At 67.7% G+C, this 12800-nt stretch carries 12 protein-coding genes and 2 pseudogenes; 11 read left to right on the top strand and 3 right to left on the bottom strand.

Features of this window, described 5'->3' with window-relative positions; all coding sequences use genetic code 11:
- Positions 1-70: 70 nt before the first annotated feature.
- Positions 71-1912: a hypothetical protein gene (locus ACWGH1_RS28385; protein ID WP_453353781.1), complete on the top strand. Its 1842-nt coding sequence runs from the start codon at positions 71-73 to the stop codon at positions 1910-1912.
- Between the two features lie 121 nt (positions 1913-2033).
- Complete coding sequence (locus tag ACWGH1_RS28380) at positions 2034-2684, top strand: alcohol dehydrogenase catalytic domain-containing protein (protein ID WP_453409124.1); 651 nt, start codon at positions 2034-2036, stop codon at positions 2682-2684.
- A gap of 97 nt (positions 2685-2781) precedes the next feature.
- Here ACWGH1_RS28380 and ACWGH1_RS28375 read toward each other — a convergent pair whose 3' ends face one another.
- Positions 2782-3105, bottom strand: coding sequence for a DUF427 domain-containing protein (locus ACWGH1_RS28375; RefSeq protein WP_453353783.1), 324 nt, complete (start codon positions 3103-3105; stop codon positions 2782-2784).
- A 159-nt stretch (positions 3106-3264) separates the two neighbouring features.
- Here ACWGH1_RS28375 and ACWGH1_RS28370 point away from each other — a divergent pair.
- The 4 genes and pseudogenes from ACWGH1_RS28370 to ACWGH1_RS28355 form a co-directional block, all read left to right on the top strand.
- A pseudogene (locus ACWGH1_RS28370) lies at positions 3265-3562 on the top strand (ISAzo13-like element transposase-related protein); the annotation flags it as partial.
- Positions 3563-3608: 46 nt separating this feature from the next.
- Positions 3609-4376, top strand: coding sequence for a hypothetical protein (locus ACWGH1_RS28365; RefSeq protein WP_453353784.1), 768 nt, complete (start codon positions 3609-3611; stop codon positions 4374-4376).
- A gap of 555 nt (positions 4377-4931) precedes the next feature.
- Positions 4932-5774 (top strand): alpha/beta hydrolase, encoded by an 843-nt coding sequence (locus tag ACWGH1_RS28360; protein ID WP_453357758.1) that lies wholly within the window; start codon positions 4932-4934, stop codon positions 5772-5774.
- A 357-nt stretch (positions 5775-6131) separates the two neighbouring features.
- A complete protein-coding gene (locus ACWGH1_RS28355; RefSeq protein ID WP_453355166.1) occupies positions 6132-6668 on the top strand; it encodes a Vgb family protein in 537 nt (178 codons plus the stop codon).
- 63 nt (positions 6669-6731) lie between these two features.
- On the opposite strand, the gene ACWGH1_RS28350 is transcribed toward ACWGH1_RS28355, so the two are convergent.
- Entirely contained in the window at positions 6732-7025 is a 294-nt protein-coding gene (locus ACWGH1_RS28350) for a DUF1330 domain-containing protein (RefSeq protein WP_453355167.1), read from the bottom strand.
- A gap of 130 nt (positions 7026-7155) precedes the next feature.
- Here ACWGH1_RS28350 and ACWGH1_RS28345 point away from each other — a divergent pair, with 130 nt between their 5' ends.
- Entirely contained in the window at positions 7156-8058 is a 903-nt protein-coding gene (locus tag ACWGH1_RS28345) for a LysR family transcriptional regulator (RefSeq protein WP_453355168.1), read from the top strand.
- A gap of 489 nt (positions 8059-8547) precedes the next feature.
- Entirely contained in the window at positions 8548-8763 is a 216-nt protein-coding gene (locus tag ACWGH1_RS28340) for a hypothetical protein (RefSeq protein WP_453355169.1), read from the top strand.
- 43 nt (positions 8764-8806) lie between these two features.
- Here ACWGH1_RS28340 and ACWGH1_RS28335 read toward each other — a convergent pair whose 3' ends face one another.
- Positions 8807-9328 carry a hypothetical protein gene (locus ACWGH1_RS28335; protein ID WP_453355170.1) on the bottom strand — a complete coding sequence of 174 codons (522 nt, stop codon included), beginning with the start codon at positions 9326-9328 and terminating at the stop codon, positions 8807-8809.
- Between the two features lie 453 nt (positions 9329-9781).
- Between ACWGH1_RS28335 and ACWGH1_RS28330 the strand changes: the two are divergent.
- From ACWGH1_RS28330 to ureC, 3 genes and pseudogenes are all read left to right on the top strand, one after another.
- Positions 9782-10153: pseudogene (locus ACWGH1_RS28330) on the top strand (urease subunit gamma); the annotation flags it as partial.
- A complete protein-coding gene (locus ACWGH1_RS28325) occupies positions 10133-10609 on the top strand; it encodes an urease subunit beta (protein WP_453409126.1) in 477 nt (158 codons plus the stop codon). The pseudogene ACWGH1_RS28330 and the gene ACWGH1_RS28325, both read left to right, overlap by 21 nt.
- Positions 10606-12681, top strand: coding sequence for an urease subunit alpha (ureC, locus tag ACWGH1_RS28320; RefSeq protein ID WP_453409123.1), 2076 nt, complete (start codon positions 10606-10608; stop codon positions 12679-12681). The genes ACWGH1_RS28325 and ureC overlap by 4 nt, the downstream gene beginning before the upstream one ends.
- The last annotated feature ends 119 nt before the right edge of the window (positions 12682-12800 follow it).

The raw sequence follows: 12800 nt of genomic DNA, 5'->3' as shown, positions 1-12800 counted from the left end.
CGGACGGCGAAGCCACCCTGCCGTCCCAGGGACGCTCGGCGCCGATCTTCGCAGAAACGGAGGAGCCATCGTGGACTTTCATGAGTTGCGCAACCATGTGGCGGCACTCCGGTTCACTCCGCAAACACCGGTGCGCTGGCTGGCTCCGAAGGAGCTTGCCCGTACTGCGGTCAAGGTGGGGCTGGCGGCCGTGTTCGCCGATTACTCGGACAAGCGCGAAATCCAGGGCGCGCTTCGGGCCGGCCTCCTGCGCGCGCCGTTGGCCGATCCCCGCGCCGAGGAGATCTGGATCGACTTCGTCGCTGATCTCGGTGATGGCTTTGAGGCGACATGCTCGGTGGCATCTGTCGTGGCGGCGGCCCAGCTCAGCGTTGCCGGCCCCGGGCCCTTGCCCCGCGCTTCGCTGCTCGTCCTCGGCGGTGACCAGGTGTATCCGGTGGCATCGACGACAGCGTACGAGGACCGAATGAAGGGTCCATACCGCGCCGCGCTCCCGTCGGCGCCGGACCAGCCGCTCATGGTGGCGCTGCCGGGCAATCACGACTGGTACGACGGGCTCACCGCGTTCCTGCGGATTTTCACCCAGGGGCGACGCATCGGTGGCTGGCAGACACGGCAGACCCGGAGCTACTTCGCCGTGCAGTTGCCGCAGCGCTGGTGGCTGGTTGGGCTGGACAGCCAGCTCGGCTCTTATTTCGACGATCCGCAACGGCGTTACTTCGAGACCCACTTCTCGCCCCGACTGCTGCCGGGGGACAGCGTAATCGTCTGCTCTGCCGCACCCACCTGGGTAAAGAGCAGCGAAGAACCCAACGCCTACAACTCCCTGCACTGGTTCGACCGAAACATCATCCGAACCCGATTCGACCGGGCGACCGGGAATCGTGAGGACACGGGCGCGTCAATTCGGCTGTGGCTCACCGGCGACAAGCACCATTACGCCCGTTACGCGGAACGGCTGCCCGGAGACGGACCCGCACCCGAGGTCCCCGTGCCTCCCGACCCCCAGCGCCGCCAGCTGGTGACGTGCGGCCTGGGAGGCGCCTTCCTGGCAGCCACGCACCGGCTGCCGAAAGCCTTGACGCTGCCACCCCCCATCTCGCGGATGCGGGAGAAGGACAGCCCACCGCCGGTATTCACCCTTGCAGAGCGGACCTACCCCGACCAAGAGGAGTCCCGCTCCCTCGCCCGCGCGATCGCCAAGCCGTGGTCCCGTTACTGGCTCCCGCGGCGTAACCGCGGGTTCTCACTGCTGGCCGGGGCGTTGCATCTGGTACTTGTCCTGTTGGCAAGCGGCGCCTTCGCCCTGGCCGCCGGAAGACACAATCCGGTCGACGCGCTGCGTAGGGCGGGCACCGACGACCTGCGCGGCCTGCTCTGCGCGACTGCCGCTTTCTTCATTCTGCCCTTCGTCTTGAGCTGGGGAAGCGGCCTGTTGCCCGGGCGGCGGCCCAGGGCACCGTCCGGCGCGATCGCAGCCGTGCTGTTTCAGTTGGCGGTCACCCTTGCGGCGCTGACCGCTGCAGTCGCCGTAACCAGGTCCTGCCCGCCCTCATGGCACGGGGTCTGGCTCCTGGCGATACTGGCGACCATCGCTGCTGTGACGGGCGCACTTCTCGGGCCCCAGCTCTTCGCTCTGTGGGTGCTGTGGACACACCAGGGGATGGCCCCTGATTGGCAGATGTCCGGGCAGTCCATCGACGACCGCACGGGATTCCTTCGGATGCGCATCGCACCCGACGGCACACTCACCCTCTACTCGCTGGCGCTCAACGGCACCTGCCGTGACTGGCTCCTCGACGAGGTCCCGGACACCCCGACCCCGTGGATGCGCGCGGTGCCCGAGAAGCTGCCGACCGTACGACTGATCGAAGAGCCCGTCGTGATCGCACGGACAGAGAGCACCCCATGACCAATGCGCATCGGCCACTGGGGTTTGCGGGGTGAGGTCGGTGGGTTGATGGCCAGACCTGTGGCGGGGAGGAGGCAGCCGTCGAGCAGGTTGGCCGTCGGTGGCGTAGAGGGCGAGCAGGATGGGGAGCTGTCCGGTGGTGACGCCCAGTGCCTGGAGGCGGTGGGAGATGGCTTGCCCGAGCAGGCGGGCGGCGTGGTTGACGTGTAGCAGACCATCGATCCCGCGTCGGTCGCTGCTGGTGAGCCGTTGGGGGAGCCGGTTCGGTGCTCCTGCATGCCGCCATGGCCGCCTCTCGGGGGCTATGGAAAAAAATGCGGGTTCTTTGTACACCGCTGTGGCGCGCTCCGCGTTTTCCCTCTTCGGTCGTGGTGAACCGCAGAAAGGCAGTGCCGATATCCCGTTCCCCTGCACCCTTGGGCTCGACGTCGCCGGACGCGTGAGCGCCGTCGGTGACGGGGCGCGTGTCGAGGTGGGTCAGGAGGTGTTCGGGGTGCGGCGCCCGGGGGCCGCGGCCGGGCATCCGCACGGATCGTACGCTCCGTACATGACCGCTCCCGCGGATACCGCCGCCCTTGCGCCGCGGCCGGAGGGGCTTGAGGCGGTGCGGGCGGCGGCGCTGCCGATGATCGGCGGGACCGCGTTGGCGCTGACCCGTTGGCTGGACGTCGTCGCCCAGACGACCACCTTCCCCCTGGCCGCCATGGATGAGGCGTACACCGCCGCCACCAGCGGCCACGTCCACGGAAAGCTCGTGATCAACACCGACTGACCCCCTACGCCTACCGCGTCATGTGAGGCCTCACCGGGCCGGCGGCGGCGAAGCGCGTGGCATTGCCTGCCAGGGCAGGCTGCTCGCCGCTGGCGGTTCAGACGATCTCGGTGTCGTAGAAGCAGAAGTGGTCCTTGATCGCAGCGACGTCCGGCTTGGGATCCGCGTACGCCCAGACGAGGTCGGTGGCGCCGGGTACGCACCAGTAACTCGCGTCCCCCTTGAACGGACAGTGCGTACTGGTGTCAGAGGGGGTCAGCAGGTCGGTGCGCACGTCCTGGGGCGGCAGGTAGTACCGCGGGGGGCAACCCGTCTCGCGCAGCACCAAGGGTCGCCGACTTTCGGCCAGCACCTGCCCGTCCTTCACGACGCGCACGTGCTCGGTGCCATGGTCGATGGTGATGTCGTGTCCACGTGTCATACGCTCCTCAGCGCACCCGGCCGGGGAATTCTTCCCGCGACCCCTGACGGGCGCCGTGGAACACCAGTCCGACGGTTGAACAGCGGGCCGCTCAGGACCTCTGGGCGCCAGTGATCTGCGTGCGCGGGCTCGGCGCGCGAGGCGTTCAGGCCGATCGGGAGTGGCCGCCCGCTGACCAGCCACGAAGTCATCGTCCAGTCGATCGCCGCGAACCACCACCCGCACTGGAGTGCGCGTGAGGGCCTAACTCGACGCCAACATCTACTGACGGAGTCCGCATCAAAGACCTGGATCACATCGGCAAGGGGACATGGGGGGCGGCGCCGACTCGTTAAATCAGCGGAGATGGGCTCGGCCCCTAACCCGCACGCCTTCCATGGCGACCGGGACTACGCACTGCGCTCAGCTGTCACACGCAATCCCGGCGGTCCGGAGACCGCAGACGCCGGTCCCGGGGTGAAATCCGACCCTGCTTTCCGAACCCGCACTGACCGGGATGAGGTGTGTACGCCTACCGCAAGCAGCGCCTCGCCGAAGGGGACGCCCACCGGGCCGACGCCGACTTTGTCGGTGACGTGATCAGCTTCGACGAAGCCGGATTCCTCGGCGGCGCGGTCACCTTCAACGGCGCACGATTCGGCGCCGGCCCGGTCACGTTCAAGGATGCGCAGTTCCAGGGCGGTACGGTGAGCTTTGACGAGGCGCGGTTCAGCGGCAGCGCGGTTTCCTTCTGCGGTGCTCTGCTCGGTCCCGGCGACATCACGTTTCACCATGCGAGTGTCAGCGGCGGGACGCTGGCCTTGGACGAAGCATGGTTCAGTGGCGGCACGGTCGGCTTCGACTACGCGCAGTTCGGCAACGCCACGGTCACCTTCAACCGGGCGCGACTCGAGGACGGTTCGGTCGCCTTCCGCCGCGCACGGTTCACCGGAGGCACGCTGAGTTTCGACCACGCACACTTCACCGGCGGTTCCCTTGCGCTGGACGATTCGGAATTCACGGGCGGTACGGTGACCTTCTACGCGGCAAGGTTCGACGGTGGAAACGTCACCTTCGACTACGGCCAGTTCACCGACAGCACAGTCACCTTCCACCGCGGGCGATTCAACGGAGGTACGGTCTCGCTCGGCCACGCCAGGTTCAGCGGCGGCATGGTCTCCTTCGTCCGCGCCCAGGTGAACGGGGGCCGGGTCACCTTCGCCGACGCACAGTTCAGCGACGCCAACGTCCGATGGGGCAGCCTCCGGCCGCCCGAGGGCGGGAGGGGCTGAACTCCGGCCCGACTCTCACGAGCGAGTGCTGTCGGAACCGGCCCACCCGAGCTGATGAGCCTGCGCGGGTGGACGTCGTCCGCGCCGGGTCGCCCAAGGCGTTCGCGAGGCGCGCGTGGGCCAGCTGGTCTACCGGGTACTGCCTGGACGTTAGCTCCAGATTCGGTTCGGCCAGGCGACCGGCGCAGCTCCGCCCGCGGCTCGTCGCGGAGACGAGCCTGATCGAGATCCTCGACGCTGGGAGCGCGGGCAAGTTCGTCGATGTCGTAGGCGATACGCCGCAGCACGGCCGTCAGGGGCGGAAGATCGACCACCACCGGGTGCCGGTACGGGAAGTCAGCCTCCGGCCGCAGGTTCACCACCGGGGGGAGGCTCTCCCGCTCCCCACGAACCGCGGACCGCCAATCGTGATCAACCGGGATATTCACTGGTGCTTCTCGCAGCGCCCGGGGCTGGTCTCTCTGTGCCGGCGCAGCGTGTCGGGGGTTTTGCGCGGTCAGCTCGGCTGCCACGCTGGCTGATACCAACTCGAACCTCGACACAGGTGGAGTTCCGATGTTCGCATTCCAGGACGCCGAGCGCGTCGAGGCGATCAACGCCGACGGCCGCCCGGCGGTCGTGTTCGTCCACGGTCTGTGGCTGCTGCCCAGCAGCTGGGACCGGTGGGCCGCGGTGTTCGAGGCTGCCGGCTACGCAACCTTCCAGCCCGGCTGGCCGGACGACCCGGAGACGGTCGAGCAGGCCCACGCGAAGCCGGACGTGTTCGCGGGCAAAGGCGTCGGCGACATCGCAGAGCACCTCGATGACCTCATCGGCAGGCTAGCGCGCAAGCCAGCGATCATTGGCCACTCCTTCGGTGGTCTGCTCACCCAGATTCTCGCCGGGCGCGGCCTGTCCGCTGCCTCGGTGGCGATCGACCCCGCGCCGTTCCGGGGCGTGCTGCCGCTGCCGATTTCCTCCCTCCGGGCGGCCAAGCCGGTGCTGGGCAACCCCGCCAACCGGCACCGGGCGATCCCGCTGACATACGACCAGTTCCGCTACGCCTTCGCCAATGCCGTCAGCGAGGACGAAGCCCGCGAGCTGTACGAGATGTTCGCCGTACCCGGCTCGGGCGAGCCGTTGTTCCAGGCCGCTGCGGCGAACCTGAACCCGTGGACCGAAGTCAAGGTCGACACCGAGAACGCCGAGCGCGGCCCGCTGCTGATCATCAACGGTGAGAAGGACAACACCGTGCCGTGGGCGATCGCCAACGCCGCGTTCAAGAAGCAGCAGCGCAACGAGCAGTCCGTCACCGAGATCGTCGAAATGCCGAACCGCGGCCACGCTCTGACGATCGACTCCGGCTGGCGCGAGGTCGCCGACACCGCGCTGGCGTTTGTCCAGCGGTTCCACAGCTGAGTCGATCCCCTCCGATCACAGGGTCTGTCAGGCATGCTCATGGCCGAAATCCAGGCCTGACTACGGGGGACGGTCACCGTGACCGTCCCCCACACCCTCACGTCGGCGGCGGGTCAACGGCCCGTCGTTACCGCACTCCTCCCGGCCAGGAGCGTGCAGCGGATTCCGCCTCCGGGATGCCGCTCCATCACCGGGCCGGCCGCGTCCCCCCGTGCTCCTCGCACCACTTCACCGGGAACAGACCAGAGTACGGCCGCCGTCCGTCTCGCACTGCTGAGAACCGGCACCCGGCTCAGCACCGCCGGGTCCTACCCGGGGCAGCCGAGGAGGAACTGAGCGCTCCGCTACAGGCTCTGGGTGGGCGCGATCCCGGCCACCGCGGTGGTGACCATCGCCGAGCACAGCGTGCCCGGCCGGGCTCAGGGCATCGCCACGGGCCCGGACGGCAACGTCTGGTTCACCCAGCCCCAGGACGGCCAGATCGGGAGGATCACCCCTGCCGGGTTGGTCACGGAGGACGACGTGCCGGCCGGGAACTCCACTCCGGTGGGGATTGCCGCCGGTGCGGACGGCAATCTGTGGTTCACCGCTGAGAACCTCAACATGATCGTGAACATGAGCACCACGGGTGCGGTGGAGTACTTCAAGGTGCCCACCGGATGCGGCAAGCCCTTCGACATCACCCCCGGTCCGGACGGCAACATGTGGTTCACCCACGTCAGCACCAACAAGATCCGCAAGGCCACCACCAGCAGTTTCGTCGACGAGGTCAGCGAGAAAGTCCCGCTGGCCCGACGTCGCGTCGCCTCTTTGATCCGCCCGACAGGGATCAGGCCGTCGAGGACGTCGACGACGAACTGGGACGCGGGGCATGGCTTCGAACTCGTCTCGTGAGTCGTCGTTCAGCACCGTGTGCATATCAGGTGACGGATGCTCAGCGATGGCTGGGCCCGCCGATCAGTCGATGCCTTCGATGATGCGGAAGTCGCGCTCGACGCCGTCGGGGAGGGCCACCAGGGCCTTCTGGTATGCCTCGCTCTCGTAGGCCGCGACGGCCTGTTCAAAGCTGTCGAACTCGATCAGAACGACGCGTTGCGTGATTCCGGCCTCGCGGGAGACGACTCGACCGCCACGGGACAGGAGGCGCCCGCCCGTAGCCTGGACAGCCGGACGGGCCAGCTTGTCGTAGGCAGTCAGCCTCTCAGGGTCGGAAATGGCGGGGTAGACACTGACCCAGTAGCCCTTAGCCATGGAAACCTCCTGTGTTCTGCCGGACACGTCCGACTTCGAATGGCAGGTTAGGGCTTGATGAGCGGTCAAGGGAAAGACCGGTACGGGATAGACTCAGAACGGATCGTTATCAATCCGCAGGGAGGGGCACGTGGCGCCGGATACGGTGAGCCTGCGGTACTTCCTGGTGCTGGCGCAGGAGTTGAACTTCACCCGCGCGGCCGCACGGATCGGTATCGCACAGCCAGCACTCAGCGCCCGGATGCGCCGAATGGAGGCGGAACTCGGTACGGCCCTGCTGGTCCGCAACACGCGTAGCGTCGTATTGACCACGGCCGGTGCGGCTTTGGCGGAGTCCGCGCCGCCCGCGCTGGCGGCGCTGGACCGGGCATGGGACACCGCCCGGAGCGCGGCGGCCGGTGAACTGGGCACGCTGCACATCGGATACAGCCTCAGCGCCGGGGCCGAGACGGCACCGGCCCTGGTGGACAGGCTGATTCGCGGCAACAGCGGACTCGAGGTCGGCGCGGTCCCGATGGCGACACCGGAGATCTCCCCCGCGGTCGCCGACGGCCGCATCGATGCCGGGATCACCCGCGGTGAACAGCCGTGCCGTGGCGTGCGCCGGTTCCTGCTGCGGCGTGAGCGCGTCGGGGTCCAGCTGGCGCAGCACCATCCGCTGGCCGAACACCCGGAGATCGAGATCGCCGACGCGGCCGCGTATCCGCTGCGACTCCCGGACCGTGCGGCCAACCCCGTGATCCACGATCAGCTGTCCGCACTGTTCCGAGACACCCGACCACACCCCCGATTCCACACGCCCGCAGTCTCTTTCGACATGTCTCAGCGCGACCTCCGCGACGGGGTCACCCTCGCCCCGGCCGGAGAAGCCGCGGTCACGGCACAACCGGCCGGTCTCACCTGGCGACCACTGCGGGGCGCGCCCAGCCTGACGATCCACCTCGTCCTCCCACGCGAGCAGTCGCCGCTGCACCGCCGCATCCGTGCCGTCGCCAAAACCCTGGCGCACGAGCTGCACTGGCTGCCGGACTGACGCGCAAGAGGTCAAGCGAGACGGACGCCTGCGGTGGCGAGGCCGAAGACCTGGCGCCCGGCGGACTTCGCGGTGATGACGACGGCGGTCTTGCTGAATGTCCGACACGACCTCGCTACGCCGGTGGATCAGCACCCGATGACGGCCCCGGGTCCGGTCCGAGTCGAACACCGCGGCGACGTCCTCGCCCAGCCCGAGATTTCGGCAGATACCGCGCCTTCGCCGACGCCGAACCGGACAAGCACGGGTAACGAGCGGGAACGCCCGCCGTCAACGGCGTCCATGACGTCGGTCAATGCGAGAGAGCGGCAGGCCACAGCGTCGGCATGTGCCGCGCGTTCTGAGATCCCACACCTCGCACCACCACCGGCCCCTCCACCGCCCCAGGAGGGCCCGGCCGGGCGCACACCCGACGTCCGGTCGCCGGCCCCTGCAGCCGGCCGGCCGCGCATGCCTGTGACGGCGAAGTCCGTCGAGCGTTGGTCTGGCATGGACGAAGACTTCCTCGAGGTGCTCCTCGATGCCGTGACCGAGACCCGGCTCAAGCTGCTGACCGAGGACGAGGCCAGAGCGGTCATGATGCTCCGGGGTGCCCTTGAGGGTGAGACCCGCTCGGAGGAGGTTCGCTGGGCGGCGGGCGAGACGCGATCCCGTATCGGATCACGCCTGGGAGCTCCAGCGGACCACTGCCCGGTGCCGTCGTGACGATAGGCGCCCGACGCGGCGTGGCCGTGACCGGACTGCTGTCTCAGCCCGCGGTTGTGTCTAGGTCCGCGCCGAACCGGGGTAGGTCCCCCACCGTGAGGTCCAGGCGCAGGCGTTTGGAGCGGACCGGGTGGCGGTAGATGCCGCCGTGGTCGACGGATGTGTCAGCGCTGATCTCGGCTACCAAGTCGGGGCGGACCAGGGTTACGTCCAGGACGTCGTGGCTTCCCCACCCGGAGGTGAACCGCATCCCGGCCCACGGGTGGTCGGGGTCGGCCGCGGTCAGATTCTCGCCGACCAGATGAGCCGCGTCTGGGGGCAGGACGACCGTGCGGCCGATGGGGCGCAGGCGGCCGTGGGTGTCGTGGCGGCCCAAAAGGAGGAGCTGCGGTCGCAGGAGGGTGCCGGTGATCGCCTCGGTGGTGTCCCGCCGCCTCAGTTTGTACCAGCCCCTGTATGCCGGATGGTAAGGCTGGCTCATGGCCTTGACCGCGATGCCTTCGAGGCCGAGGACGTCGGTCCAGGTTTCCAGCCATTTCTGGGCTGTGATCAGGTCCGTGGTCATGGGGCATAGCGTCCATGGGGCCTTGAACCGGTGAGTCGCAGGCGGCGTTGCCGGTAAGGATGGTGCAGGACGGCCGTGGCCCACGGTTGTCTTCAAGGTGACGGGCGCGGTCGGATGAGGCCGCCTCCACCCGTGCGCGTACGAGACGCCGATTCCCGTCATGATGCGCCGCGGGGCGTCGTTGGGTGGCCCCTCGCTGCGCCAAGAAAGGTCGCGCGTGTCCGAGGAGTTTCAGGGATCGCCCGGGGCAGCTTGGAACTGCGGGCCGTGCGACGTGTGCGTCCTGTTCGCCCATATGAGTCCGGTTTCACCCGATTGCATGTGATGAGGGTTTATCCCTTTCTTGCTGGATACGTCCTCTTTGACCAACCTGCGGCGTCCGGCGCATCAGCACCGTTTTGCCCTGGTGGCGTTCGCCGCAGGTGTCAAACGAGGAGCAGGAAGGGCAACTGGATGCATCTGACGCCACATGAGCAGGAGCGGCTCATGATCCGTACCGCGGCGGATCTGGTCGAGCGACGCCTCATCCGCGATCCCACGCTCAAGCTGAACTATCCCGAAGTCATGGCGCTGTTTGCGGCCTATGTGCTGGAGGAGGCCCGTCACGACACGAAGACGGTCGCCGAGCTCATGGACACCAATCTGGGCGATGTGGCGGCGGAGCTCCAAGTCCGCCTCACCAAGTTCGGCACCACCTTGCCGACCTCAGCGAACAACGATCCGACCCTCAACGTCCTGCCGGGGGTCCGGGAGATGATCGACAACGTGCAGGTCGAGGCGACGTTCAAGGACGGCACCAAGCTGGTGGTCATCCCCGATCCGCTGTGCGACGTGCAGGTACCGACGACGGTCCATCCGGGTAAGTGCGAGCACCCGGACAAGACCCCTGTGCCGTACAACCTGGAGTACGACCAGGCAGGGAACAGCACGTTCCCGGACGGGAGGCAGCTGTGGGTGAGGAACACCGCGGACCGTCCGATCCAGGTCGGCTCCCACTATCACTTGGACGACGTCAACAAGGACAGCAGGAACGTAGGCGGCAGGGCAGGCGGCAGCGTAGGCGGCAAGGGGCTCTACTTCACTTCTGATCAAGCGGGGAACCAGCCGGCCGACGTGAACGGGTACCGGCTGCACATCGCAGCCGGTACGTCGGAGCGCTTCGAGCCCGGCGACAACTGCGCGCGCAGGGTGTGGGTGGTGCCCATCCGGGGAGCTCTGGAGGTATGGGGCCTTCATGAGGCAAGGACGACCACAGCGGATGCGAAGGTGACCCAGCGATGACGAAGTGTGTTGCCCAGGCGGCTTCGACCCCCAGCTTCACCGTGCGCCCTCCGATTCCGCTGGAGCGGGAGGACTACGCCACGCTGTACGGCCCGACGAAGGGCGACCGGGTCAGGCTCGCCGACACCGACCTCGTCGTCGAGATCGAGGAGGACTGGTGCGGCGGGCCGGAGCGCAGCGGCGATGAGATGCTTTTCGGCGGCGGCAAGGTCATGCGCGAGTCGATGGGCATGTCACACATTGCCCGGGACGGCTCCACGCTTCCGCCGGGCGCCACCAGCCTCCTCCTGCCGGTGGATACGGTGATCACCGGTGCGTTGATCATTGACCACTGGGGTGTGGTGAAGGCCGACGTCGGCCTGCGGGACGGGAAGATTTACGCGATCGGCCAGGCCTACAACCCGGAGACGATGACGCCCAAGCCCGCGGACCAGACCAAAGGCGCCTCGAACTTTGTGGTGGGGCCGGAGACCGAGGTGATCTCCGGAAACGGGAAAATCCTGACCGCGGGTGGCATCGACACCCACGTGCACTTCCTGGGCCCCGGGCAGATTCACGAGGCACTCGCGTCGGGCGTGACCACGCTCATCGGCGGCGGTGCCGGCCCCGCGGACGGCAGCAGGGCCACCACCATGACGCCCGGCGAGTGGCACATGAAGCAGACATTCAGGGCGCTGGACGCCTATCCGGTCAACATCGGCCTGTTCGGCAAGGGCGGCACGGTCAACAAGAAGGCGCTGGAAGCCCAGATCGACGCCGGGGCCATCGGTCTCAAGATCCACGAGGACTGGGGGGCCACCCCCGCAGCCATCGACATGGCGCTGGAGGTCTGTGAGGCCAAGAAGGCCCAGGTCGCCCTGCACGCGGACTCGATGAACGAGTCCGGGTTCGTCGAGGACACGTTCGAGGCGACCAAGGATCGCACCACCAACAAGCACCGGGGCATTCACGTCTTCCATGTCGAAGGCGCCGGCGGCGGCCACGCACCGGACATCATGAAGCTGGTGGGCAAGAAGAGTGTGCTGCCCGCGTCGACCAACCCGACCCGGCCCCTGACGAAGAACACCGTCGCTGAGCACATGTACATGATGGTCATCTGCCATCACCTCAACCTCGACGTCCCCGCTGACGCCTCGTATGCCGACTCGCGTATCCGGCCCTCCACGATGGCCGCTGAGGACCTGCTGCACGACACCGGTGCCATCTCGATGATGTCCTCCGACTCGGGGGCCATGGGACGTATCGGCGAGATGATCATGCGGACCTGGCAGACCGCGCACGTCAATAAGGGCCGTCGCGGTCACCTGCCGGACCCGAGCATCCCGCAAACGACCAGCTCCCCGGGACACGACAACTTCCGCGTCAGGCGCTACATCGCCAAGTACACGATCAACCCGGCCATCGCGCACGGCATCGACAAGTACGTCGGCTCCATCGAGGCCGGCCCCGACAAGATCGCGGATCTGGTGCTGTGGGAGCCGAAGTTCTTCGGCGTCAAGCCGCACATGATCATCAAGGGCGGGCAGATCGCCTACGCCCAGATCGGTGACGCCAACGCCTCGATCCCGACACCGCAGCCGTACCTCCCCCGTCCGGTATGGGGATCATGCGGCACGGCACCGGGTGGCAACTCCTTCAACTTCGTGGTGGAGGGTGCCTCGGCCCCAGGTCAGAAGCCCACCACGTACGGCCTGACCAAGGGGCTGCTGGAGATCACCTCCCCCCGCGGCAAGACCAAAGCTGACATGAAGCTCAACACGGAACAGCCGGACATCGAGATCGGCCCCGACTACTTCGACATCACCATCGGCGAGGGGGCCGGCGAGAACACGGGCACGCGCCCGGCCCCAGATTTCCCCGAGAAGAATCCGCCGCCGAGCCCGGCCAGAAGCGGGACCGAGGAACCGGGTGCGTACAGGGGCACGACCACGGATGCCAAGACCACCGTGGAGAACCAGACGATGTTCTCCGGCCAGCCCCGGACCCCGAGCCCGCCCCCGGACCCGAACCCGACCGGTAAGGGCCTCTACGAGACCAAGCTCCCCATGACACAGCTGTACTTCCTCTTCTGAGCACGGCAGCGGGCCCGGCGGTGAGCCGCCGGGCCCGCGCTCCCCGGGGAAGACACTCCCGGTTCCCTCCACTTGACCCCCGTCCTGTGTAAGGCAGGCCCACCATACCCAGAGCCCTG

The sequence above is a fragment of the Streptomyces sp. NPDC054883 genome, assembly GCF_053610645.1.
The sequence above is the reverse complement of the archived record's forward strand: the minus strand, read 5'-3'. Positions and strand labels throughout refer to the sequence as shown.

Coding starts and splice junctions, on each gene's coding strand:
- ACWGH1_RS28375 (WP_453353783.1), bottom strand. CDS start 3,105: ATGACACGTGGACACGACATCACCATCGACCATGGCACCGAGCACGTG.
- ACWGH1_RS28380 (WP_453409124.1), top strand. CDS start 2,034: ATGGGGAGCTGTCCGGTGGTGACGCCCAGTGCCTGGAGGCGGTGGGAG.
- ACWGH1_RS28340 (WP_453355169.1), top strand. CDS start 8,548: ATGGACGAAGACTTCCTCGAGGTGCTCCTCGATGCCGTGACCGAGACC.
- ACWGH1_RS28350 (WP_453355167.1), bottom strand. CDS start 7,025: ATGGCTAAGGGCTACTGGGTCAGTGTCTACCCCGCCATTTCCGACCCT.
- ureC (WP_453409123.1), top strand. CDS start 10,606: ATGACGAAGTGTGTTGCCCAGGCGGCTTCGACCCCCAGCTTCACCGTG.
- ACWGH1_RS28335 (WP_453355170.1), bottom strand. CDS start 9,328: ATGACCACGGACCTGATCACAGCCCAGAAATGGCTGGAAACCTGGACC.
- ACWGH1_RS28360 (WP_453357758.1), top strand. CDS start 4,932: ATGTTCGCATTCCAGGACGCCGAGCGCGTCGAGGCGATCAACGCCGAC.